The sequence below is a fragment of the Pseudomonas paracarnis genome, assembly GCF_904063055.1.
Taxonomy (GTDB): Bacteria; Pseudomonadota; Gammaproteobacteria; order Pseudomonadales; family Pseudomonadaceae; genus Aquipseudomonas; species Aquipseudomonas paracarnis.
In genome coordinates, this window is sequence record NZ_CAJFCN010000006.1 from 100,152 (window position 1) to 122,868 (window position 22,717).

General features: G+C 60.0%; 23 protein-coding genes. 5 read left to right on the forward strand and 18 right to left on the reverse strand.

The annotated features are described in order from the left end of the window. The first annotated feature begins 452 nt into the window (after positions 1 to 452). The 3 genes from JMV15_RS14580 to JMV15_RS14590 all read left to right on the forward strand — a co-directional run bounded on the left by JMV15_RS14580 (position 453) and on the right by JMV15_RS14590 (position 2,709). Positions 453 to 899, forward strand: a complete 447-nt coding sequence (locus JMV15_RS14580) for a hypothetical protein (RefSeq protein ID WP_014719326.1) — start codon at positions 453 to 455, stop codon at positions 897 to 899. Between the two features lie 260 nt (positions 900 to 1,159). Beyond that, positions 1,160 to 2,053: a sensor histidine kinase gene (locus JMV15_RS14585; RefSeq protein ID WP_014719327.1), complete on the forward strand. Its 894-nt coding sequence runs from the start codon at positions 1,160 to 1,162 to the stop codon at positions 2,051 to 2,053. Next, positions 2,050 to 2,709: a response regulator gene (locus JMV15_RS14590; protein ID WP_014719328.1), complete on the forward strand. Its 660-nt coding sequence runs from the start codon at positions 2,050 to 2,052 to the stop codon at positions 2,707 to 2,709. Before JMV15_RS14585 ends, JMV15_RS14590 begins: the two co-directional genes overlap by 4 nt. Here JMV15_RS14590 and yegS read toward each other — a convergent pair. From yegS to flhA, 15 genes are all read right to left on the reverse strand, one after another. Further along, positions 2,668 to 3,588, reverse strand: a complete 921-nt coding sequence (gene yegS, locus JMV15_RS14595) for a lipid kinase YegS (protein WP_014719329.1) — start codon at positions 3,586 to 3,588, stop codon at positions 2,668 to 2,670. The two genes, JMV15_RS14590 and yegS, sit on opposite strands and share 42 nt — an antisense overlap. 933 nt (positions 3,589 to 4,521) lie before the next feature. Next, positions 4,522 to 4,914 carry a DUF2802 domain-containing protein gene (locus JMV15_RS14600; RefSeq protein ID WP_014719330.1) on the reverse strand — a complete coding sequence of 131 codons (393 nt, stop codon included), beginning with the start codon at positions 4,912 to 4,914 and terminating at the stop codon, positions 4,522 to 4,524. Continuing rightward, positions 4,915 to 5,397 carry a chemotaxis protein CheW gene (locus tag JMV15_RS14605; protein ID WP_003192896.1) on the reverse strand — a complete coding sequence of 161 codons (483 nt, stop codon included), beginning with the start codon at positions 5,395 to 5,397 and terminating at the stop codon, positions 4,915 to 4,917. Positions 5,398 to 5,476: 79 nt separating this feature from the next. After that, positions 5,477 to 6,268 (reverse strand): CheW domain-containing protein, encoded by a 792-nt coding sequence (locus JMV15_RS14610; protein ID WP_014719331.1) that lies wholly within the window; start codon positions 6,266 to 6,268, stop codon positions 5,477 to 5,479. Continuing rightward, positions 6,268 to 7,056 carry a ParA family protein gene (locus tag JMV15_RS14615; RefSeq protein ID WP_014719332.1) on the reverse strand — a complete coding sequence of 263 codons (789 nt, stop codon included), beginning with the start codon at positions 7,054 to 7,056 and terminating at the stop codon, positions 6,268 to 6,270. Before JMV15_RS14615 ends, JMV15_RS14610 begins: the two co-directional genes overlap by 1 nt. 51 nt (positions 7,057 to 7,107) lie before the next feature. Continuing rightward, positions 7,108 to 7,995, reverse strand: a complete 888-nt coding sequence (gene motD, locus JMV15_RS14620; protein ID WP_014719333.1) for a flagellar motor protein MotD — start codon at positions 7,993 to 7,995, stop codon at positions 7,108 to 7,110. A gap of 16 nt (positions 7,996 to 8,011) precedes the next feature. Beyond that, positions 8,012 to 8,752 (reverse strand): flagellar motor protein, encoded by a 741-nt coding sequence (locus JMV15_RS14625; protein ID WP_003192902.1) that lies wholly within the window; start codon positions 8,750 to 8,752, stop codon positions 8,012 to 8,014. Beyond that, entirely contained in the window at positions 8,752 to 9,882 is a 1,131-nt protein-coding gene (locus tag JMV15_RS14630) for a protein-glutamate methylesterase/protein-glutamine glutaminase (RefSeq protein ID WP_003192904.1), read from the reverse strand. Before JMV15_RS14630 ends, JMV15_RS14625 begins: the two co-directional genes overlap by 1 nt. A 48-nt stretch (positions 9,883 to 9,930) precedes the next feature. Further along, on the reverse strand, positions 9,931 to 12,135 hold the full coding sequence (locus tag JMV15_RS14635; protein ID WP_014719334.1) for a chemotaxis protein CheA: 2,205 nt from the start codon (positions 12,133 to 12,135) through the stop codon (positions 9,931 to 9,933). Positions 12,136 to 12,146: 11 nt separating this feature from the next. Next, on the reverse strand, positions 12,147 to 12,935 hold the full coding sequence (locus JMV15_RS14640) for a protein phosphatase CheZ (RefSeq protein ID WP_003192906.1): 789 nt from the start codon (positions 12,933 to 12,935) through the stop codon (positions 12,147 to 12,149). Between the two features lie 18 nt (positions 12,936 to 12,953). Then, positions 12,954 to 13,328, reverse strand: coding sequence for a chemotaxis response regulator CheY (locus JMV15_RS14645; protein WP_003192908.1), 375 nt, complete (start codon positions 13,326 to 13,328; stop codon positions 12,954 to 12,956). Positions 13,329 to 13,495: 167 nt separating this feature from the next. Further along, complete coding sequence (gene fliA, locus JMV15_RS14650; protein ID WP_003192909.1) at positions 13,496 to 14,236, reverse strand: RNA polymerase sigma factor FliA; 741 nt, start codon at positions 14,234 to 14,236, stop codon at positions 13,496 to 13,498. After that, a complete protein-coding gene (gene fleN, locus JMV15_RS14655) occupies positions 14,233 to 15,066 on the reverse strand; it encodes a flagellar synthesis regulator FleN (protein WP_003192912.1) in 834 nt (277 codons plus the stop codon). Before fleN ends, fliA begins: the two co-directional genes overlap by 4 nt. A gap of 105 nt (positions 15,067 to 15,171) precedes the next feature. Next, positions 15,172 to 16,488 carry a flagellar biosynthesis protein FlhF gene (gene flhF / locus JMV15_RS14660; protein WP_014719335.1) on the reverse strand — a complete coding sequence of 439 codons (1,317 nt, stop codon included), beginning with the start codon at positions 16,486 to 16,488 and terminating at the stop codon, positions 15,172 to 15,174. An 11-nt stretch (positions 16,489 to 16,499) separates the two neighbouring features. Then, complete coding sequence (gene flhA, locus JMV15_RS14665) at positions 16,500 to 18,614, reverse strand: flagellar biosynthesis protein FlhA (protein WP_019818353.1); 2,115 nt, start codon at positions 18,612 to 18,614, stop codon at positions 16,500 to 16,502. Positions 18,615 to 19,016: 402 nt separating this feature from the next. Between flhA and JMV15_RS14670 the strand changes: the two genes are divergently transcribed. Then, on the forward strand, positions 19,017 to 19,271 hold the full coding sequence (locus JMV15_RS14670; protein ID WP_014719337.1) for a DUF6124 family protein: 255 nt from the start codon (positions 19,017 to 19,019) through the stop codon (positions 19,269 to 19,271). Between the two features lie 112 nt (positions 19,272 to 19,383). On the opposite strand, the gene JMV15_RS14675 is transcribed toward JMV15_RS14670, so the two are convergent. After that, positions 19,384 to 19,587 carry a cold-shock protein gene (locus tag JMV15_RS14675; RefSeq protein ID WP_014719338.1) on the reverse strand — a complete coding sequence of 68 codons (204 nt, stop codon included), beginning with the start codon at positions 19,585 to 19,587 and terminating at the stop codon, positions 19,384 to 19,386. Between the two features lie 385 nt (positions 19,588 to 19,972). Then, the gene (locus tag JMV15_RS14680) at positions 19,973 to 20,149 is read right to left on the reverse strand and encodes a cold-shock protein (protein WP_014719340.1); all 177 of its coding nucleotides are present in this window, start codon (positions 20,147 to 20,149) and stop codon (positions 19,973 to 19,975) included. Positions 20,150 to 20,431: 282 nt separating this feature from the next. Between JMV15_RS14680 and JMV15_RS14685 the strand changes: the two genes are divergently transcribed. Beyond that, entirely contained in the window at positions 20,432 to 21,544 is a 1,113-nt protein-coding gene (locus JMV15_RS14685) for a hypothetical protein (protein WP_044483349.1), read from the forward strand. Positions 21,545 to 21,577: 33 nt separating this feature from the next. On the opposite strand, the gene flhB is transcribed toward JMV15_RS14685, so the two are convergent. Continuing rightward, positions 21,578 to 22,714, reverse strand: coding sequence for a flagellar biosynthesis protein FlhB (gene flhB / locus JMV15_RS14690; protein WP_019818363.1), 1,137 nt, complete (start codon positions 22,712 to 22,714; stop codon positions 21,578 to 21,580). Between the last annotated feature and the right edge of the window lie 3 nt (positions 22,715 to 22,717).

Sequence of the window (22,717 nt, forward strand, 5' to 3'; positions counted from 1 at the left end):
AAATGCCATGTAAATCCATTGATGTCACACTGACATCATGCTTTACTGCCTAGGCCCCTGATGCTCTTTCAAGCCGCCTTGCGCGACAGTCGAATTGACGTGCAGTTCCACCACATAGGGGATTCCCCTATGCGCAATCAGGCCCAACCTGATATTCGCGATATCTAATAGCCATTAATGTGACGCCATTCTCATTGCATGAATGGAGTCAGGCTTTTGTTTGCCATCCCCAGCCCTTGGCCCACGGGCCTTTCAGGCACTCACGTATCGGCAACTGAAGTCGTGTCATCCCGTACAACCGGGGCTACATACGACTTTCGTGAGCACTTCGCTAAACGTCCTACTGGATTATCAGAATCGACCTACAAGTCCGAGCCGTATTTCAGCGCTAGTTTTACGTCATTCACCCGGTGCGACATCTCATCATCCGACCCTACGTTGCGGAGACCTGCATGATGAACGACGGTAACGAGTGGCAATCTGCACTTCCCGAGTTCCTGCACGAGGCTGAAAAGCTGCTGATCAGGTCAGAAGAGTGCTTGAACCACCTGCATTTGATTCGAAACGACAGTGACGCTATCGACTGCATGAAAGCCAGCCTGAACAAGCTCGCCGAGAGCGCAGACTGCCTCGCATTGCAGGCCATTAGCGAGTTCTCTCGGCAGATTCAATACTTGATTGCCAATGCCGTGAGCCCGGTGCAATTGCATGACCAGGCGCTGCATGCCTTGCATGACTGCTTGACGCTACTGGCCTGGCAACTGGAACTGATCGATATCCGTACTGGCAAGCTTAGTCTGGATGAAGAAGAGCAGTCGTCGCTGATTGAGGCGGTCAGCTTGCAGATCCCGCAAAAAGCCCCCCAATACACTCCGCAGCATGATCGGCGCGCACAATAAATATCAATTAGCTATCAATGCAATAACGATACAAACCAACTTTGTTAATACAACTTTCCATGTTGAACTCTGGGGTGCCTGCCCAGAGTATTCGCGTGGGCCATAAACCCAATCAGACGACCAACGCTAATAGGGGTGTTACTATGCGCCCCCCGAAGTGATTTAACTTCAACAGGCTTAAAAACGATTTGGCAGCGCACTCCAAACAGAGCCCGGTCAACCGGCCTCCCCGCAGTGAACCCTCATTGGCTCCATCCGCTATGTACGCCAGTTTCAAGTCACTTATCGCCAGGTCCGTGTCCCCCAGCCACGCACGCCGCCTTACCCTTTCGCTATGCCTGTGCTCGTTGGTGGCGAGCCTGTGGGTCTATCTGCTGGACGCGCCACTGCCGTTGCTGATCGTGCTGCTCAACCTCGCCACGCTGATGGTGGTCGGGCTGCAACAGTGGCGTTCGCGCACAGCCATCAAGTTCGAGCCTCAGGAACTGGCCGCCCGCTTATTGCAAGTTCAGGAGAACGAACGTCACCGACTCAGCCGCGAACTGCATGACGACATCGGCCAGCTACTGACAGCCGCCAAGCTGCAAAGTGAATGGCTGCAGCGCCGCCTGCCCCAGGATCTGCAAAACCATTGTTCGGTGCTGTGCAATACGCTCAATGAAACCCTGGCCAAGGTGCGTGACGTCTGTGCCATCCTCAACCCGCGCCAACTGACCAGCCTGGGCCTGGAAGCCAGCCTGCGCGCGCACCTGCTCAAGACCCTGGAAAACACCCAGGTGTGCTGGAGCCTGGAGTGCCAGCAACGGCTCACCGGCATCCCCGAAGAAATGGCCGTGGCGGCCTTTCGCGTCACTCAGGAAGCGGTGACCAACATGCTTCGCCATGCAAAGGCTCGCAACCTGCTGGTGCGTCTGCAACGCCTGCCTGAAGGCTTGTCGTTGATAATCTGCGATGACGGCCAGGGGTTCTTGCCTGCCCCCGATCCGGGCCGGGAAGGCCAACGGGGCATGGCCGGTATGTGCGAACGAACACACCAACTGGGAGGCACCTTTTCCGTCAGCAGCGAGCCCGGCAAAGGTACACGCATCAACGCACTTTTCCCTTGGGCGCCCCGCGCTCTCGAACGGGCCAGCGCCCCTAAGGTTCTCGAGTGACCTGCAATTTACTCTTGGTAGACGACCATGCACTGATTCGCGCCGGCGTGCGCGCGCTGATTCTGGATATTCCCGGCTACAGCGTCATCGGCGAAGCCAGCGATGGCGCGCAACTACTGGAGCAATACAGTGCCTTGCAGCCAGATATCGTGCTGCTCGACCTGTCGATGAAGCACACCGGCGGGCTGGATGCCTTGCAGCAACTCAAGCGTTTTTACCCCACGTGCAAGGTGCTGATTCTGTCGATGCACACCGAGCCGGACCTGATCATGCGCGCACTGGAGTCCGGTGCCCACGGCTACCTGCTCAAGGACACCACCGCCAACGAGCTGGAACATGCCCTGCTGGCCCTGCGTAACAACGAACGCTACCTGAGCCCCGCCATCGCCCACACAGTGATCAACCAGGCGCTGATCCGTAGCCAGGCCCCCAGCGCGCCTGTCGCCCACAGCCACAGCCTGACGGCGCGGCAACTGGAAATCCTGCGCTTGATCGTGCGCGGCAAATCCACCCGCGAAATTGCCCACGGCCTGGGCCTGAGCATCAAGACTGTCGAAGCCCACCGCTCGCAGATCATGAAGCGCTTGCAGATTTTTGACGTGGCGGGCCTGGTGTTATTTGCCGTGCGTGAGCAGATCATCAGCCTGGACGACTAACGGCGAACCCAGCGGCAAGTGCACGCGCAGGGCCTTGGGCAGCACCTCGAAGTGCAGGTCGTCGCCTTCCAGCGGCTCGCCGTCGAGGTTGATGTACAAGCCTTGTGCGACCTTGATCTTCACCCAGGGCAGGCGTGCGCGCACGAACATGGTGTCCAGGCCCCAGCCGTTGTTCATCAACTCACGCAACGTGCCGACCACCTCTTGAGGCGCCGGCAAGATGCTGACATCCAACAGCCCGTCATCAGCCAATGCACCGGGGCACAGCACATGCCCGCCACCGGCCTGGCGACCGTTACCGATGCCCAGCGCGAGCAACTCGCCTTTCCAATGGAAATCCGGGCCTTCCAATTCACCGTAGGCGGCTTTCAATTCACTGAAGCGGGTTAAACCGGTAAACAGGTACGCGGCACCGCCCAGGACCTTCTTCAGGTCTTCGGACGTGTTGGCCGTGACCTGGCTGCCAAAACCACCGGTGGCCATGTTCAGGAAGATTTGCCCACCGACCTGGCCCAGGTCAATCGCCTTGGGCGGCACGTCCAGCAAAGCCAGGGCGCCAGCCGGCTCCAACGGCACGCCGGCGGCCTTGGCGAAATCATTGGCGGTACCCAGGGGCATCAGCACCAGGCTGGCGTCGGTGTTGGCATGGGCCATGGCTTCGGCCACATCGCGCAAGGTGCCGTCGCCACCGCCGGCAATGATATGGGTGTACCCCGCGGCCAGCGCTTCATTGACCAGTCGCCGGGCATCACCGCCCTCCCACGTCACCCGCACGGCCAGCTCCCCACCCTGCTCACGCCGGGCCAGCACGGCAGCGCGCACATCCTCGTTGAGGGCTTGTTTGCCGTGGAGGATCAACAGGGCTTTGGGGGCGGTCATTTGGGAGAATCTCCTGGGTCAAGGTGCTTGAAGGATGTTGACCTTTGGGGAACAGGAAAAGTCTGTGGCTGGAGAAAATTGATTGAAGTACACAGATCAAGAAGTGGGAGCTGGCTTGCCTGCGATGGCGGCGGTTCAATCGACAAAGACCTCAAATCTGCCACCCAACGGTAACCACGATGCGAAGCGAGCCGCTCTTGATCTTGATCTTGCTCTGCTTTTGATCTCAGGCGCCCCGTTAAACCACGCTGGCCGAACGCAGGCTTGAATTTGTGGCTAACCCGGCAGGACGCCGGGTTAGCCGCCCCGCGCCATGGATGGCGCGTGGCGGCGGCCCACGGATTCAAGACTGTGTTCGGGCACACCGAGCCTAAGCGAGGTGCCGAGTGGTGGGGCAAGAGCGCTTTGCTTACTTTCGCGCTTTTCGAAAGTGAGCCGCCGTCAGGGCGGAACCCTAAGTGGCCGTTACCGCAGGAATGGATATGTACTCGCTATAACAGCGTCGCCTGTCAGGCCGCCTTCGCGAGCAAGCCCGCTCCCACAGTTGGATTGTGGGGTGTCAGGCAGAGAAGTGTCGGCTGATAGGTCGTCATCGCAGGCAAGCCAGCTCCCACAGTTGGATCGGGGGTGTCAGGTAGAGAGGTGTCGGCTGGTAGGCCGTCATCGCAGGCAAGCCAGCTCCCACAGTTGGATCGGGGGTGTCAGGTAGAGAGGTGTCGGCTGGTAGGCCGTCATCGCAGGCAAGCCAGCTCCCACAGTTGGATCGGGGGTGTCAGGTAGAGAAGTGTCGGCTGATAGGTCGTCATCGCAGGCAAGCCAGCTCCCACAGTTGGATCGGGGGTGTCAGGTAGAGAGGTGTCGGCTGGTAGGCCGTCATCGCAGGCAAGCCAGCTCCCACAGTTGATCGCTGCGGCGGCCAAGCCGCGTCGAGAATCAGCCCTTGTGCAACTTGCTCATCAACTGCGCCTCGGCCTGGGTCAGCCCGCACGACTGGGTCAACTCATCCACCGTCGCCCCCATGCCAACCAGCTTGGCCGCCTGGGCAAACGACAGGTTCGACGGATCACGCTGCTCCAACTGCACCAACCTGTCCGGCAACGGCGCAAGAATCGCACGCAGTTCATGCACCTCATCCCCCACCCGCACCGCACTTTGCTGGTAATGATCAACGCGCTTGACCAGTTCCAGAATGCGCCGGTCACGCACCGCATCGCGCTCGGCCTGTTGCAAGGCCAACTCCCGCTGCTGGCGCACATAGCGCAGCACAAACGCCAAGGTCCCGGCCCACAACAGGGCCAGGACAATCACCGCTGCCTCAAGGAACAATCAGATGCTCTCCAGTTCCGACCACTCTTCTTCGCTCATCATCTTGTCCAGCTCAACCAGAATCAGCAGTTCGCCGTTCTTGTTGCACACGCCCTGGATGAACTTGGCCGACTCTTCGTTACCGACGTTCGGTGCGGTTTCCACTTCCGATTGGCGCAGGTAAACCACCTCGGCCACGCTGTCGACCAGGATGCCGACCACTTGCTTGTCGGCCTCGATGATCACGATACGGGTGTTGTCGCTGACTTCAACCGTGTCCAGGCCGAACCGCTGGCGGGTGTCGATCACCGTCACCACGTTGCCACGCAGGTTGATGATGCCCAGCACGTAACTTGGCGCGCCTGGAACCGGGGCGATCTCGGTGTAGCGCAGCACTTCCTGCACGCGCATCACGTTAATGCCGTAGGTTTCGTTGTCCAGCTTGAAGGTCACCCATTGCAGGATCGGATCATCCAAACCTTGTGCGGACGCTGACTTGTTCATTCATCTGACCCCTTCAAATGCCGCTATCGACGGCGTGTGTGCACGTAGGCCGCGCAACCGCACGGCCCTTATTGTTCAATCAACTGCGTTTGTTCTGTGGCATTGCCTTCACCGCACCGCTGGCGATCAACTCGGCCAGCTCGGCAACATCCAGCAACGCGCACATGTGTTCAATCACCGTGCCCGCCAGCCACGGCCGCTGGCCGCGGTGGCTGCGCCATTTGATTTCATTGGGGTCCAGGCGCAACGAGCGGCTGACTTGATGCACCGCCAGCCCCCACTCGTAGCCCTGCACCGAGATCACGTATTGCAGGCCCTGGCGAAAATCATCGCGGTAGCGGTCGGGCATCACCCAGCGCGCCGTATCCAGCACCTTGAGGTTGCCGGCCTGGCTGGGCAGGATGCCGAGGAACCACTCCGGCTGCCCGAACAGCGGCGTCAGCTCCTGGCCTTCCAGGGAATAGATCGAGCCCAGGCACACCAGCGGCACCGCCAGGGTCAACCCGGCGACGTCGAACAGCAGGCACTCGAACGGCTCGGCAGCCCATGAGGGGCGACCGTCGCCCGTCACCGGTGGCGGCGTGATGCTGGGCGGCAGGTGCACGTCCACCAGCGGTTCGACCACCGGGGGCGCCACCACCGCGGGGGCGCTTGGCACCACCACGGGCACCTCCACCCCCTGCGCATCCCGTGCCTGCTCTTCCATCACCGCCTGCTGGAATTCATCCAGCGGGCTTTCGGGTTCGACAGCAGGCTCAAGTACCAGAATCGGTTCTGGCAGTTCCTCGGCCGTCGCATCCTGCAGCAAGGCATCCAGGTAGGATTCCAGTGCCAGTTGCGGGCGGGTCTTGAATTCGACAGGACGGTTCATCACGCCACCTGCGCCACAAGTTGTTGCGACAGCAGGTGCTTGAGCAACGCACGGTAGGCCAGCACGCCACGGCTCTTGCCGTCGAACTGCGACGGTGTGAGCCCGGCACGGCTGGCGTCACGCAGGCGCGTGTCCACCGGGATGTAACCGTTCCAGATAGTGTCCGGGTAGGCATCGCGCAATACGCGCAAGGTGCCGAGGGACGCCTGGGTGCGACGGTCGAACAAGGTCGGCACGATGCTGAACGGCAGCGCCTGCTTGCGCGAACGGTTGATCATCGCCAGGGTGCTGACCATACGCTCCAGGCCCTTGACCGCCAGGTGCTCGGTCTGCACCGGGATCACCAATTGCTGGCTGGCCGCCAACGCGTTGACCATCAGCACGCCGAGCAACGGCGGGCTGTCAATGATCGCGTAATCGAAGTCCTGCCACAGCTGCGCCAGGGTCTTGGCGATCACCAGGCCCAGGCCGCTCTGGCCTGGCGACTGGCGCTCCAGCGTGGCCAGGGCGGTGCTCGACGGCAGCAGGGAAATGCTTTCGTTGCTGGTGGGCAACAGCAGTTGCCCAGGCAGATCCGCCGGCACGCTGCCCTTGTGCAAAAACAGGTCATAGCAGCTATGTTCCAGCGCATCCGGGTCGTAGCCGAAATAGCTGGTCATGGAACCGTGGGGGTCCAGGTCGACCACGACCACACGCTTGCCCGCTTCGGCCAGCAAACCGGCCAAGGCGATGGAAGTGGTGGTCTTGCCGACTCCACCCTTTTGATTGGCAACTGCCCAGACTCTCATTCGGTTGGTTCCTCCCGGCGGGCACAGGCGCGACCGAGACATTGCATACGGTTATTGAGCCAGCGACGGAGAATTGACGTTACTCGGTCGGACCGGCGGTTTGACAACGGGCGGTGCAGTTTGTGTGCCAGCACGCTTCAACGCCGCATCCGGGGTGGCATTGGCGGTGCCGGTTCCGGTCAGGCTGCGACGCACATCCAGGTTGCGCGAGACCACCAGCACCACCCGGCGGTTACGGGCGCGGCCTTCGACCGTGGCGTTATTGGCCACCGGCTGGAATTCACCATAGCCCACCGACGCCAGGCGCTGGGGGTTCACACCCTGCATCGCCAACATGCGCACGATGCTCGACGCGCGAGCCGAGGACAGTTCCCAGTTGGTCGGGTACTGCGCAGTGCTGATGGGGAAATTGTCGGTGAAGCCTTCCACGTGGATCGGGTTTTCAAACGGTTTGAGGATCGCCGCGACCTTGTCGATGATGGTGAACGCCTGGTCACTGGGCAATGCATCGGCACTGGCGAACAACAGGCTGGAGTTCAGCTCGATCTCCACCCACAACTCATTGCCGCGCACGGTCATCTGGTTGGAGCTGATCAGGTCGCCAAAGGCGGCACTGATATCGTCGGCGATGCTCTTGAGCGGGTCGCTGGTGCCTTGGATGCCAGCAGCGGTTTCATCACTGTCATTGACCAGGGGCTTGGCCGGGGTCACGGTCTTGGGCCGCTCTTCGCCGATAGGGATCGGCTTGAGCGACCGCTCGGCATCGTTGAACACGCCCACCAGCGCTTGGGAAATGATCTTGTACTTGCCTTCGTTGATCGACGAGATCGAGTACATCACCACAAAAAACGCGAACAGCAAGGTGATGAAGTCCGCGTAGGACACCAACCAGCGTTCGTGGTTGACGTGTTCCTCGGGCTCGCGACGGCGACGGCTCACAGGCAGTTCCTCCCCATCAATCCATGAAGCCCTGAAGCTTCAATTCGATGGAGCGCGGGTTCTCGCCCTCGGCAATCGACAGGATGCCTTCGAGCAACATTTCGCGATAACGCGACTGGCGCATGGCAATCGACTTGAGCTTGCTGGCCACCGGCAGCAACACCAGGTTGGCACTGGCCACGCCGTAGATGGTCGCGACAAACGCCACGGCAATGCCGCTGCCCAGTTGCGAAGGGTCGGCCAGGTTGCCCATCACGTGGATCAGGCCCATCACCGCGCCGATGATGCCAATGGTCGGCGCGTAGCCGCCCATGCTTTCAAAGACTTTGGCCGCGTTGATGTCACGGCTTTCCTGAGTGTAGAAGTCCACTTCGAGGATGCTGCGGATCGCTTCCGGTTCGGCGCCATCGACCAACAGTTGCAGGCCTTTGCGCGCGTAGCTGTCAGGCTCGGCATCGGCCACGCCTTCCAGGCCCAGCAGGCCTTCCTTGCGGGCGGTGAGGCTCCAATTGACCACGCGGTCGATGCCGCCTGCCAGGTCGACCCGTGGCGGAAAAATGATCCACACCAGAATCTGCATGGCACGCTTGAATGAGCTCAGGGGCGACTGCAACAACGCCGCGCCCACGGTGCCACCGATCACGATCAGCGCTGCCGGGCCGTTGGCCAAGGCGCCGAGGTGGCCGCCTTCCAGGTAGTTGCCACCAATGATGGCGACAAACGCCATGGTGATGCCGATCAGGCTCAACACATCCATCAGAGGCAGGCCTCCACCAGGTGCTTGCCGATGTCGTCCAGGCTGTAGACCGCATCGGCCAGGTCAGCCTTGACGATGGCCATGGGCATGCCATAGATCACGCAACTGGCTTCATCCTGGGCCCAGATGGCGCTGCCGCCCTGCTTGAGCAGGCGCGCACCTTCACGGCCATCGGCGCCCATGCCGGTGAGCACCACCGCCAGAACTTTGTCGCCATAGGACTTGGCCGCCGAACCGAAGGTGATATCCACACACGGCTTGTAGTTCAGGCGCTCATCGCCCGGCAGGATTTTGATCGCGCCACGCCCATCCACCATCATCTGCTTGCCGCCCGGCGCCAGCAGTGCCAGGCCAGGACGCAGAATGTCGCCATCCTCGGCTTCCTTGACGGTGATACGGCACAGCTTGTCCAAGCGCTCGGCGAACGCCTTGGTGAATGCCGCCGGCATGTGCTGCACCAGCACAATCGGCGCAGGGAAGTTGGCCGGCAGTTGGGTCAATACTCGCTGCAAGGCCACCGGGCCGCCGGTGGAGGTGCCGATGGCGACCAGCTTGTAAGCCTTACGCTTGGGTGCCGGCGAATGCGCACTCGGCGCTGCGGCGGCACGCACCGGCGCGACCGCAGGCCGGGCCACGGGCGCCGGGGCCGGGCGCGCAAACGACGAACTGGGCGCCGCTGCGGCGGGCGCAGGCGTAGGGGCTGGCGCAGGTGTGCTGAACAGGCTGCGACGGTTACTGCGGGAAATGCTGTGCACCTTCTCGCACAGCATCTGCTTGACCTTGTCGGGGTTGCGCGAGATGTCTTCGAAATTCTTCGGCAAAAAGTCCACCGCGCCGGCATCCAAAGCGTCGAGGGTCACCCGCGCGCCTTCGTGAGTCAGCGAGGAAAACATCAATACCGGTGTAGGGCAGCGTTGCATGATGTGGCGCACGGCCGTGATGCCATCCATCATCGGCATCTCGTAGTCCATGGTGATCACGTCCGGCTTCAAGGCAATGGCTTGATCGATCGCCTCTTTGCCGTTGGTGGCCGTGCCGACCACCTGGATCGTTGGATCAGCGGAAAGAATTTCCGAGACGCGGCGGCGGAAGAAACCCGAATCGTCCACCACCAGGACCTTGACTGCCATAAACACTCCGTTAGGCGGGGCGGGCATGACCGCCCTGCCCCACCAGAATCAAATACGCCGTGCGGCGTAACGCTTGAGCATGCTCGGAACATCGAGAATCAGTGCGATGCGACCGTCACCGGTAATGGTTGCGCCCGACATGCCTGGGGTTCCCTGCAGCATCTTGCCCAAAGGCTTGATCACCACTTCTTCCTGGCCCACCAGTTGGTCGACCACAAAGCCGATGCGCTGGGTACCCACGGACAGAATCACCACATGGCCTTCGCGTTGTTCTTCATGGGCGGCCGAGGCCACCAGCCAACGCTTGAGGTAGAACAGCGGCAACGCCTTGTCACGCACGATCACCACTTCCTGGCCGTCCACCACGTTAGTGCGCGACAGGTCGAGGTGGAAGATCTCGTTGACGTTGACCAGCGGGAAGGCGAACGCCTGGTTGCCCAGCATCACCATCAGGGTCGGCATGATCGCCAGGGTCAACGGCACCTTGATGACGATCTTGGAGCCCTGGCCCTTGGTCGAGTAGATATTGATCGAGCCGTTGAGCTGGCTGATCTTGGTCTTCACCACGTCCATGCCCACGCCACGCCCGGACACGTCGGAGATCTCGGTTTTGGTCGAAAAGCCCGGGGCAAAGATCAGGTTGTAGCACTCGGTGTCGGTCAGGCGGTCGGCGGCGTCCTTGTCCATCACGCCGCGCTTGACCGCGATATTGCGCAAGATGGTCGGGTCCATGCCTTTGCCGTCATCGGTGATCGACAGCAGGATGTGGTCGCCCTCTTGCTCCGCCGCCAAAATCACTTTGCCGTTGCGGGACTTGCCCGCAGCTTCGCGTTCTTCCGGCGTTTCTACGCCGTGGTCGACCGCGTTGCGCACCAAGTGGACCAGCGGGTCGGCCAGGGCCTCGACGAGGTTTTTGTCGAGGTCGGTTTCTTCGCCCACCAGTTCCAGGTTGATTTCTTTCTTGAGCTGGCGCGCCAGGTCACGAACCAGGCGCGGGAAACGGCCGAAGACTTTCTTGATCGGCTGCATCCGCGTTTTCATCACCGCGGTTTGCAGGTCGGCGGTGACCACGTCGAGGTTCGACACGGCCTTCTGCATGGCTTCGTCGCCGCTGTTCAGGCCCAGGCGCACCAGGCGGTTACGCACCAGCACCAGTTCGCCCACCATGTTCATGATGTCGTCCAGGCGCGCGGTATCCACACGCACGGTGGTTTCGGCTTCGCTGGCAGGTTTTTCCGCTGCCGCTGGGGCCGCTGCACGCGCAGGGGCCGGGGCGGCGGCAGGTGCTGGCTTGGCTGCCGGCGCAGGTTTGGCAGCAACCGGTGCCGCAGTGGCTGGTGCTGCAACCTGCGCGGCCGCGGCCGGGGCAACTTCGCTGAACTTGCCTTTGCCGTGCAGCTCGTCGAGCAAGGCTTCGAATTCGTGATCGGAGATCAACCCGTCACCGGCCGGTGCGGTACTGGCCGCTGGCGCAGCGGCGGCGGCAGTCGCTGCAACCTCGGGCAGGGCTTCGGCCACAAAGGTGCCTTTGCCATGCAGCTGGTCGAGCAGTGCCTCGAATTCGTCGTCGGTAATGTCAGTGCTGGTGTTGGCAGCGGGTGCTTCTGGCGTCGCCGCAGGAGGTGCCACGGCATCCGCCGCGAACTGGCCTTTGCCGTGCAACTGGTCGAGCAACGACTCGAACTCGGCGTCCGTAATGTCTTCACTGCTCGGCGTCGCGGCAGGCTGCACCGGCACTTCAGCTTCGGCCTTGACCGCGCTGAGGGAGTTGAGCAGTTGTTCGAACTCGCTGTCGGTCACGTCCGGCTCGGCTTGCGCCACCGGCTCCGGTGCGGCCTCGACCACCGGCGCAGCCGCGGTATCGGCAGGTTCGGCCAGGCGCGCCAGGGCGGCCAGCAGTTCCGGCGTGGCGGCAGTGATCGGTGCACGTTCACGCACTTGGCTGAACATGCCGTTGACCGCATCCAGTGCTTCGAGAATCACGTCCATCAGTTCCGAGTCGACGTGACGCTCACCCTTGCGCAGGATGTCGAAAACGTTCTCGGCGATGTGACAGCACTCCACCAGCTCATGGAGCTGGAGGAAGCCGGCGCCCCCTTTTACAGTGTGAAAACCGCGAAAAATTGCATTGAGCAGGTTCGCATCATCCGGTCGGCTTTCCAGCTCGACCAGTTGTTCGGACAGTTGCTCTAGAATTTCGCCGGCCTCTACAAGGAAATCCTGAAGGATTTCTTCATCGGCGCCGAAGCTCATGTGGGTGCTCCTTAGAAGCCTAAACTGGATAACAGGTCATCTACGTCATCCTGACCTGACACAACGTCTTCACGTTTATCGGCATGAATCTGCGGACCTTCACCCTTGGCGAGATGTTTTTGTGGATCTTTTTCAGAGAGGATCGCTTCACGGTCATGTTCGATGCCGGCAAAACGATCGACCTGGCCGGCCATCAGCACCAATTTGAGCAAGTTGCTTTCCACTTCGGTAACCAACTGGGTCACGCGCTTGATCACCTGGCCGGTGAGGTCCTGGTAATCCTGGGCCAGCAGGATGTCGTTGAGGTTGCTGGCCACCGTGCGGTTTTCCTGTTCGCTGCGCGACAGGAACCCGTCGACGCGACGCGCCAGTTCACGAAACTCTTCAGCGCCCACTTCGCGGCGCATGAAGCGGCCCCAGTCCTGGCTCAAGGCCTGGGCTTCGGTGGCCATGCCGTTGACCAGGGGCGTGGCGTTTTCCACCAGGTCCATGGTGCGGTTGGCCGCCGCCTCAGTCAGCCTGACCACATAGGACAGGCGCTCGGTGGCGTCGGTAATTTGGGAAATTTCTTCGGCCTGGGGCATGCGCGGGTCAATCTGGAAATTGACGATTGCGCTGTGCAGCTCGCGTGTGAGCTTGCCCACTTCCTGGTACAGGCCGCGGTCACGGGTCTGGTTAAGCTCATGGATCAACTGCACCGCATCGGCGAACTGGCCTTTTTCCAGGCTGTCGACCAACTGGTGAGCATGTTTTTTCAGGGTCGACTCAAAGTCGCCCTGTGACGTTTCGTTATGCTCCATAGCTCCCCCGCGATGGCATTAGCCGTGGATGCGTTCGAAGATTTTCTCGATCTTCTCTTTCAAGGCCAGTGCCGTGAATGGTTTGACCACATAACCGTTGACCCCGGCTTGGGCGGCTTCGATGATCTGTTCGCGCTTGGCTTCGGCGGTCACCATCAGCACAGGCAAGCTGCGCAGTTTTTCATCGGCGCGCACATGGCGCAGCAGGTCGATACCGGTCATGCCCGGCATGTTCCAGTCGGTTACCAGAAAGTCGATGCTCCCGCTGTTGAGGATCGGAATGGCCGTCAGGCCGTCATCCGCCTCGACCGTGTTGGTGAACCCAAGGTCACGCAACAGGTTTTTAATGATCCGCCGCATCGTTGAGAAGTCATCAACGATGAGGATTTTCATGTTCTTGTCCAATTCGACCTCCAAGCAGTCTTAAACGCGCCCAGCACCTGGACGCGCCATTTCAATCAACAGGCGTTACACAAAAAGGACTGCCCAGGGCACCACGGCACACAGCCGCGAAACCTTGCGATCTCACGGCAGCGTCTGCAGTGCCCCCACACTGCCTGTCAGCGCGCGCGCCACTCGGCCAATCGGCCCCGCAAGCGGGCTGCGCACTGGCTATGCAACTGGCTGACACGCGATTCGCTGACCCCCAGTACCTCACCGATTTCCTTGAGGTTCAGCTCTTCGTCGTAGTACAGCGCCAGCACCAGCCGCTCACGCTCTGGCAAATTGGCGATTGCATCGGCCAACGCGCCCTGGAAACGTTCATCTTCCAGGTCGCGCGACGGCTCCGTATGCGCGCTCGCGCCGTCCTCGTGCAGCCCTTCGTGTTCGCCGTCCTGTAAAAGGTCGTCAAAACTGAACAGGCGGCTGCCCAAGGTATCGTTCAAAATCCCGTAATAATCGTCGAGACTCAATTGGAGTTCGGCCGCAACTTCATGATCTTTAGCGTCACGACCGGTTTTTGCTTCAATTGCTCGAATTGCATCACTGACCATGCGCGTATTGCGGTGTACCGAACGCGGCGCCCAATCGCCTTTACGCACCTCGTCGAGCATCGCGCCACGGATACGGATACCCGCATACGTTTCGAAACTGGCACCCTTGCTGGCGTCGTATTTGGTCGAGACTTCAAGCAGGCCGATCATGCCGGCCTGGATCAAGTCTTCAACCTGCACACTCGCGGGCAGGCGCGCCAACAGGTGATAGGCAATGCGCTTGACCAACGGCGCATAGCGCTCGATCAATTCGCCCTGGCTGTCACGTGCCGACTTTTTGTAAAGGTTGTAGCCGCTGGATGTCATAGCACCGGTCCTGCGCTCGTCTGATGCACCAAACGCTCGACGAAAAACTCCAGATGCCCCCGCGGGTTGGCGGGCAACGGCCAGGTATCGACCTTCTGGGCAATGGCCTTGAACGCCAGTGCGCATTTCGAACGAGGGAACGCTTCGTAGACCGCACGCTGCTTTTGCACGGCCTTGCGCACACACTCGTCATAGGGAACTGCGCCGACGTATTGTAAAGCCACATCGAGGAAGCGATCCGTGACCTTGGTCAACTTGGCGAACAGGTTGCGCCCTTCCTGCGGGCTCTGGGCCATGTTGGCCAGCACGCGGAAGCGATTCATGCCGTAGTCACGGTTAAGCAGTTTGATCAGCGCGTAGGCATCGGTGATCGAGGTGGGCTCGTCGCACACCACCAACAGCACTTCCTGCGCTGCGCGCACAAAGCTGACCACCGACTCGCCGATCCCGGCGGCGGTGTCGATCACCAGCACGTCGAGGTTGTCGCCGATGTCGCTGAACGCCTGGATCAGCCCGGCATGCTGCGCGGGGCTCAGGTGCACCATGCTCTGGGTGCCCGAGGCCGCCGGCACGATGCGAATGCCACCAGGGCCCTGGAGCAGCACATCGCGCAGCTCGCAGCGGCCCTCGATCACATCGGCCAGGGTATGTTTGGGTGTCAGCCCCAGGAGAACGTCCACGTTCGCCAAGCCCAGGTCAGCATCCAGCAGCATGACGCGACGGCCAAGCTCTGCCAGGGCCAGGGACAAATTCACTGACACGTTAGTTTTCCCGACGCCACCTTTGCCGCCGGTCACCGCGATCACCTGTACGGGATGCATGCTGCCCATTTTATTTCTTTACCTTGTCTTGCTTAGACGCAGGCTACATGGCTTGGCCGCGTGAATCGCTTGCAGACCATCGATGTAGGTACATTTCACGGTGTTCATCCTGCCTCAACCCACCCGTTTAGCCGGGTGGTGGTAAAGGTCGGCGAACATATCGGCCATCGCTTCCTCGCTAGGCTCGTCTTGCATTTGCACACTCACGGCACGGCTGACCAACTGATGACGGCGCGGCAGATGCAGATCATCCGGGATCCGCGGCCCGTCGGTGAGGTAGGCAACCGGTAATTCATGGCTGATGGCCAGGCTCAATACCTCGCCCAGGCTCGCGGTTTCGTCGAGTTTGGTGAGGATGCAGCCGGCCAGGCCGCAACGCTTGTAGCTGTGATAGGCAGCGGTAAGAACCTGTTTCTGGCTGGTGGTTGCAAGCACCAGGTAATTTTTCGACTTGATGCCACGCCCGGCCAGGCTTTCGAGCTGCATGCGCAGCGCTGGATCACTGGCTTGCAGGCCGGCGGTATCGATCAGCACCACGCGCTTGCGCAGCAACGGCTCGAGGGCATTGGCCAGGGACTGGCCCGGGTCGACATGGGTCACCGGCACGTTGAGAATGCGGCCCAGGGTCTTGAGCTGCTCCTGGGCGCCGATGCGGTAGCTGTCCATGCTCACCAACGCGATATTCTGTGCGCCGTACTTAAGCACATAACGGGCGGCCAGCTTGGCCAGGGTGGTGGTCTTGCCCATGCCGGCGGGGCCGACCATGGCGATCACACCGCCCTCTTCCAGGGGTTCGATTTCCGGCGTGGCGATCATGCGCGCCAGATGCGCCAGCAACATGCGCCAGGCCTGACGAGGTTCTTCGACTTCGGCGGTCAAGGCCAGCAGGTCGCGGGACAACGGGCCGGACAGGCCGATGCGCTGCAAGCGACGCCACAGGTTGGCTTGCTGCGGCTTGCTGCCTTGCAACTGAGTCCAGGCCAACGAGCCCAGCTGCACTTCGAGCAATTCGCGCAGGCCACTGAGTTCAAAGCGCATCGAGTCGATCACACGCTGGTCAACTGCGGCGGCCGGGGCAGGCGCTGCAGGACGCGGCGGTTCGACAAAGGTGGGCTCAACCAGCGGCTCGGCGGCGGTCAGCGGCAGGCCGGCGAATAATTGGCGATTGGTGCTGGCATCGCTGTCACCGCGCATGCTCAGTTCAGCCTGGGCCGATACAATGCGCGAGGCGGTCTTGCGCAGCTCGTCTTCGAGTTCCATGTTCGGCACGCGCGGGGCCAGCGCCTGGGGCGTGTAATCCAGGGCAGCCGTCAGCTCGACACCGCCGGCAATCCGACGGTTACCGATAATCGCGGCATCGGCGCCCAGCTCATCGCGGACCAACTTCATGGCCTGACGCATATCGGCGGCGAAAAAACGCTTAACTTGCATAACCCACTACCTCAGCCATTGGGCCCAACTGTCGCGACGATAGTCACTTGCTTATTGTCAGGAATTTCCTGGTAAGCCAACACGTGCAAATTCGGTACAGCCAGGCGTCCAAACCGCGACAACATCGCGCGAACCGGGCCGGCCACCAGCAGGATCACCGGGTTGCCCTGCATTTCCTGGCGCTGTGCGGCGTCGATCAACGAACGCTGCAGCTTTTCAGCCATGCTTGGCTCCAGTAAAACGCCCTCTTCCTGGCCTTGCCCTGCCTTCTGAATACTATTGAGCAATATTTGTTCCAACCTGGGTTCCAAGGTGATCACAGGCAGCTCGGACTCAGTCCCTACAATGCTTTGCACGATTGCGCGGGACACGCCGACACGCACCGCCGCCACCAGAGCGGCAGTATCTTGACTCTTGGCGGCATTGTTGGCGATGGCCTCGGCAATGCTGCGAATGTCGCGCACAGGCACCTGTTCGGCCAACAGCGCTTGCAACACCTTGAGCAACTGCGACAACGACAGCACGCCAGGCACCAGCTCTTCGGCCAGTTTTGGCGACGATTTGGCCAGCAAGCCCATCAATTGCTGGACTTCCTCGTGGCCGATCAGCTCGTGGGAGTGCTTGTAGAGAATCTGGTTGAGGTGCGTGGCGACCACGGTGCTGGCATCCACCACGGTGTAACCAAGGGACTGCGCCTGGCTGCGCTGGCTGACTTCGATCCACACCGCTTCCAGGCCGAAAGCCGGATCTTTGGCGGTGATGCCGTTGAGCGTACCGAACACTTGGCCTGGGTTGATCGCCAGTTCGCGGTCCGGGTAGATCTCGGCTTCGGCCAGGATCACCCCCATCAGGGTCAGGCGATAGGCGCTGGGGGCCAGGTCGAGGTTGTCACGGATATGCACAGTGGGCATCAGGAAGCCCAAGTCCTGCGACAGCTTCTTGCGCACGCCCTTGATTCGCGCCAGCAGTTGCCCACCCTGGTTGCGGTCGACCAGCGGGATCAGGCGGTAGCCGACTTCCAGGCCGATCATGTCGATGGGCGTGACGTCGTCCCAGCCCAGTTCCTTGGTTTCCTGGGCACGGGCCGGGGATGGCAGCAGATCCTGTTGACGGGCAATCTCCTGCTCGGCCTGGACCTTGACCTGGTTCTGCTTCTTCCAGAACAGGTACGCCGCGCCACCCGCCAGGGCCGCCATGCTCAGGAACGAGAAGTGCGGCATGCCCGGCACGATACCCATGATCGCCATAATGCCCGCCGCCACGGCCAGGGCCTTGGGCGAAGCGAACATCTGCCGGCTGATCTGCTTGCCCATGTCTTCGGAGCCCGAAGCACGGGTAACCATGATGGCCGCCGCTGTGGATAACAACAGTGATGGCAATTGCGCCACTAAACCGTCACCAATGGTCAGCAAGGCGTACACCTTGCCGGCATCGCCGAAGGTCATGCCGTGCTGGAAGATACCGACCGCCATGCCGCCGATCAGGTTGATAAACAGAATCAACAGGCCAGCGATGGCGTCACCGCGCACAAATTTGCTGGCGCCGTCCATGGAGCCGTAGAACTCGGCTTCCTGAGCAACTTCGGCCCGGCGCGACTTGGCTTGGTTCTGGTCGATCAAGCCGGCGTTGAGGTCGGCGTCGATGGCCATCTGCTTGCCGGGCATGGCGTCGAGGGTAAACCGCGCGCTCACCTCGGAAATCCGCCCGGCGCCCTTGGTCACCACCACAAAGTTGATGATCATCAGGATCGCGAACACCACGATACCGACCACGTAGTTACCGCCGATCACCACCTCACCGAAGGCCTGGATCACCTTACCGGCAGCGGCATGGCCGTCCTGGCCGTGGAGCATCACCACCCGCGTGGAGGCGACGTTCAATGCCAGACGTAGCAGGGTCGCCACCAGCAGAATCGTCGGGAACACCGCGAAATCCAGCGGCCGCAAGGCGTACACGCACACCAGCAAGACCACGACAGACAGGGCAATGTTGAAGGTAAAGAACACGTCGAGCAGGAAGGGCGGCATCGGCAACATCATCATTGCCAGCATCACCAGCAACAACAACGGCACACCCAGATTGCCCCGCGACAGGTCAGTCAGGGTGCCACGGGCCGTGTTGAGCATTTGAGAGCGATCTACCACCGGTATTCCTCGGGTCCTTGAAGCAAAAGTTTTGACGCTGGAGGGCGACTTGGAGGCGGGGTTGCAAGAAGCCTTCCAACTTTGGTTTTGGGATGATTCTCGAGTGCTAGCCGATTCAAGTGTGGGAGCTGGCTTGCCTGCGATTGCGGTGTGTCAGCCACTGAGATATTGGCTGTAAATCAGCTATCGCAGGCCAGCCAGCTCCCACATTTGGATTTGTGTGCACCTTGGATATCGAGGAAATTTCCGATAAGGATTTGGGGTTGCCCCTAGGAAACTCGCTCTCTAGTCTCCGTACACCGCTGCAAACGCAGCGGACGGGCGTCGCGGCCCGGATTACCTAGGAGCAAAAGCACCCTCTCCCTTTCTAAAAGGAGCTTCACAGTGATCAAACACGCCTCAAATTCCCCCACCCGGCTGTTTACCGTAGCCGACGGCATCAGCAGCGAAGACCTGCTGGTCAACCTCAGTGAAACACTTGCTTCGGCCAATGCGCTGAGCTGCGACTTGGCCTTTGACCTGGAAGGTTCGAAACGAGAGGAATTGCTCGGCGTTGCGCAGTTGATCGAACTGGGGCAGTTACTGGCTGATCGCCTGCACCTTGGCGCCACAATGGCGGGCAAAGCAAGCAGCGGATAATACGGGCAAGGGTGGGAGCTGGCTTGCCTGCGATTGCGGTGTGTCAGCCACTGGGATATTGGCTGTGAGTCAGCCATCGCAGGCAAGCCAGCTCCCACCTGTGATTCAGTTTTTAAACTGGCCGTATATTGTCATCCTGCGGGCCTTTCGGACCTTGTGTGATGTCAAACTCTACTTTTTGATTCTCCTCCAGGCTTTTGTACCCAGCCGTCGCAATTGCCGAGTAATGGGCAAACACATCGGGCCCTTCATCATTTTGGGTAATAAAACCAAACCCCTTCTCCGCGTTAAACCACTTCACCGTGCCAGTTGCCATTGCCGTTCTCCCTACACTTCACTTGAGACCCGGTTCACCTGGGTTGCACCGTTTGATAGGCAACGCATAAACACCCTCGGGTCGATGGACCATTTGGAACTCCATGCGCTTGCCAAACCACAACGCGGTGCAACGCCAGTCTCTGCCATTGATAAACACATCCTCGCCCCCGCCATCGGGCTTGATCAACCAATCGCCCCTGAGCCAGACGTAGTACCTGACCGTACCCGTAGCCACCTTCACAACCGCTCTCCCTGCATCTCGTTACTACATACGCGCAGTGCATGGTGGGTAATAAAACAGCGGGCAGCGCCCGTTGGCTACTGTCAGAGTTGACAGGTAGACGCGGGCTTTCAATGGGTGATAGGCATGGCAACGTTGCGGGTCATGCATCCGCTGATTTTTTGCGTTTGCGCGGTTTGCGCTGCTTGGCAGGCGCTTGCGGGATTTCAGCACATGTGACATTCGTCGATTGGACGGCAACCTCGTTGCCATCGCGATCCCGCACAATAAAGCCGATGCCTTTGACCGCATCGAACCACCTGACCGTACCCCTATCCATCACCGCCTCCCGAGCCGCGCATGGCTGCGCGCCTCATCGCTGTATCAAACAGTGAAGGCGGCGTAATGGCTACTGTCAAAGTTGACAGGTAAGACCGGGTTTGAATCCTGATGAAGTCATCATGATAGGTACTTCGACGCCTGCGAAAACGCTATCGGGCCTAGGGATAAAGATTTTGTGGAACCGGTACGACATTTTTTGTCACTCAACTCGCTGAGCGATCAGCTCTTTAAAATCACCCTTCCCTAGGGTGGATAAGCGATTAAAAATAGCGGCGAAACCATGGACTTAAATTTAAACGCATTAAACACCTTTTTTCGCTTTGCCTCCTCAGAGGCTGAAACGGTTGAATCAGGGCCCCCTAAAGCTGAGTACGTTTGGGCGCCAGCCCCGTCGACGGGCGAAACTAAACTGGTACCAGATCTGAAAAAAACGCTATTCGAGATTTTAGGCAATGAAGTGGATTCACCCGCAGCGTTCGATAAGTTGATCGAAAAACTCAAGGTGATGCCGCAAAAAGATCTGAAAGCCTATCTACAGCGTTTTGAATCAGCCCTGTCACCTGAACGATTCAAACGCCTGCAGGACGATCTTAATTTGGTAAGAGGAGGCTGGACATCTGACCCGCGCGGGATTCCAGGTGATGGTGGCAGCAATTCCCAAAACGTCGACATGAGCCTTTACCCCGCGGGCGAGGTCATCAGTGACAAGCCCCTGATGAAGGCGGACAGCTTCTATCACTATCATCCTGGTGGGTCTGAACCCGGAAAAAAGCCAGAAAATATCTATAGTGGTTTCAGCCAAGGTTATGAAGATAACTGTGTAATTACTTCCTGGATCAAGGCAGGGATGGCGCTGTTTGGTCAAAAGGATGTCTTTGAAGCGGTAAAGGAAGTCGCTCAGGGTTATTTCGTGACCATGCGCGACGGTTTCAAACTGTACCTGTCAAAAGGCGAGTTACAGTTGGCAGCCCGCAATTCAGGGTATAAAGGCGATGATCCGGTGATGCTCACCGACGCTAACTTTATGTTCGCAGTGGCTGCCAAGCGAGCACAACTGGTAAATAGCTATGATCGTGTTGGACAGAGCTACGCTGATGGCGTGAAAAGCCTTAACGATGGAGCTTCTCCCTGGGAAGGGTATGAACTCCTTGGGTTAAAGGATCACATTAAACCCGGCCGCGATAGTAACGCGAAGTTGAAGGAGCTGGAAACTCCGGGTGAAATCGGGGTTGCCAGCGCTCCAGGCCACAATTTTTTGGTAGTGGATGGCCGGCAAGAGCTATTTGGAACCCGTGGCGGTAAACCAGACCCTACACTTGTAGAGCAGGTGTACGTGCTGCAATTATCGAAAGTCGAAGCACCCCAAAGCGATACTCCCGAGCGACTTAAATAACTACGGTTTACCACAGCCGCGGCGCATTGAGCCTCAGGAATCCCGACGCAAATCCGGCGGAATCGGCAAATCCTTGAGCGGATCAGGCCGCTTGCCCTTGCCGGCGCGGTATTGGCGGATTTGGTAAACGTAGGCCAGTACCTGTGCAACGGCCAGGTACAAGCCGGCCGGGATTTCCTGGTCGAGGTCGGTGGAATAGAAAATCGAGCGCGCCAACGCCGGCGATTCCAGCAACAGAATGTCGTTGGCCACGGCGATTTCGCGGATTTTCAACGCGGTGAAGTCGCTGCCCTTGGCCAGCAGCATCGGTGCGCCACCCTTCTCCGGGTCGTATTTGAGCGCCACGGCGTAGTGGGTCGGGTTGGTGATGATCACATCGGCGTCGGGCACCGAGGCCATCATCTTGCGCTGGGACATTTCCCGCTGCAGTTGGCGGATGCGTTGCTTGACCTCGGGGCGGCCTTCCTGGTCCTTGTGCTCGTCGCGCACTTCCTGCTTGGTCATCAGCAGTTTCTTGTGGCTTTCCCACAGTTGGATCGGCGCATCCACGGCGGCGATCAGGATCAGCCCGAGGGCCATCCACAGTGCGCTCCAGCCCACCACCTGCACGCTGTGGATGATCGCCGATTCCAGCGGTTCATGGGCAATGCGCAGCAAGTCGTCGATGTCGGATGACAACACCGCCAACGCCACGAACAGAATCAGGAAAAACTTGGCCAGGGCCTTGAGCAATTCAATCAGGGCCTTGGCAGAGAACATGCGCTTGAGCCCCGCCCCCGGGTTCATGCGGCTGAACTTGGGCGCCATGCTGCCCGCGGCAAACAACCAGCCGCCGAGGGCGACCGGGCCGATCAGCGCGGCCAGCAGCAAAGTGATCAAGATCGGTTGCACCGCCAACAGGGCGATTTTGCCTGAGTGCAGCAGGTACTGGGCCATGGCGTCAGGGTTGAGCAGCACTTCGCGGGGCAAGCTGAAGTTGTGCTTCATCATCTCCAGCAGGTCCAGCGCCAGGCCACCGCCGTAGATCAGCAAGGCGCCTGCACCGGCGATCATGGTGGCGAAGGTGTTGAGCTCTTTGGAGCGCGCGATCTCGCCCTTTTCCCGGGAGTCCTTTTTACGTTTCTCCGTGGGGTCTTCTGTTTTGTCCTGACCACTCTCGCTCTCGGCCATGGC

Coding starts and splice junctions, on each gene's coding strand:
- JMV15_RS14580 (WP_014719326.1), top strand. CDS start 453: ATGATGAACGACGGTAACGAGTGGCAATCTGCACTTCCCGAGTTCCTG.
- JMV15_RS14585 (WP_014719327.1), top strand. CDS start 1,160: ATGTACGCCAGTTTCAAGTCACTTATCGCCAGGTCCGTGTCCCCCAGC.
- yegS (WP_014719329.1), bottom strand. CDS start 3,588: ATGACCGCCCCCAAAGCCCTGTTGATCCTCCACGGCAAACAAGCCCTC.
- JMV15_RS14605 (WP_003192896.1), bottom strand. CDS start 5,397: ATGAACAAGTCAGCGTCCGCACAAGGTTTGGATGATCCGATCCTGCAA.
- JMV15_RS14610 (WP_014719331.1), bottom strand. CDS start 6,268: ATGAACCGTCCTGTCGAATTCAAGACCCGCCCGCAACTGGCACTGGAA.
- JMV15_RS14615 (WP_014719332.1), bottom strand. CDS start 7,056: ATGAGAGTCTGGGCAGTTGCCAATCAAAAGGGTGGAGTCGGCAAGACC.
- JMV15_RS14625 (WP_003192902.1), bottom strand. CDS start 8,752: ATGGATGTGTTGAGCCTGATCGGCATCACCATGGCGTTTGTCGCCATC.
- JMV15_RS14630 (WP_003192904.1), bottom strand. CDS start 9,882: ATGGCAGTCAAGGTCCTGGTGGTGGACGATTCGGGTTTCTTCCGCCGC.
- JMV15_RS14635 (WP_014719334.1), bottom strand. CDS start 12,135: ATGAGCTTCGGCGCCGATGAAGAAATCCTTCAGGATTTCCTTGTAGAG.
- JMV15_RS14640 (WP_003192906.1), bottom strand. CDS start 12,935: ATGGAGCATAACGAAACGTCACAGGGCGACTTTGAGTCGACCCTGAAA.
- JMV15_RS14645 (WP_003192908.1), bottom strand. CDS start 13,328: ATGAAAATCCTCATCGTTGATGACTTCTCAACGATGCGGCGGATCATT.
- fliA (WP_003192909.1), bottom strand. CDS start 14,236: ATGACATCCAGCGGCTACAACCTTTACAAAAAGTCGGCACGTGACAGC.
- fleN (WP_003192912.1), bottom strand. CDS start 15,066: ATGGGCAGCATGCATCCCGTACAGGTGATCGCGGTGACCGGCGGCAAA.
- flhF (WP_014719335.1), bottom strand. CDS start 16,488: ATGCAAGTTAAGCGTTTTTTCGCCGCCGATATGCGTCAGGCCATGAAG.
- flhA (WP_019818353.1), bottom strand. CDS start 18,614: ATGCTCAACACGGCCCGTGGCACCCTGACTGACCTGTCGCGGGGCAAT.
- JMV15_RS14675 (WP_014719338.1), bottom strand. CDS start 19,587: ATGGCAACTGGCACGGTGAAGTGGTTTAACGCGGAGAAGGGGTTTGGT.
- JMV15_RS14680 (WP_014719340.1), bottom strand. CDS start 20,149: ATGGATAGGGGTACGGTCAGGTGGTTCGATGCGGTCAAAGGCATCGGC.
- JMV15_RS14685 (WP_044483349.1), top strand. CDS start 20,432: ATGGACTTAAATTTAAACGCATTAAACACCTTTTTTCGCTTTGCCTCC.
- flhB (WP_019818363.1), bottom strand. CDS start 22,714: ATGGCCGAGAGCGAGAGTGGTCAGGACAAAACAGAAGACCCCACGGAG.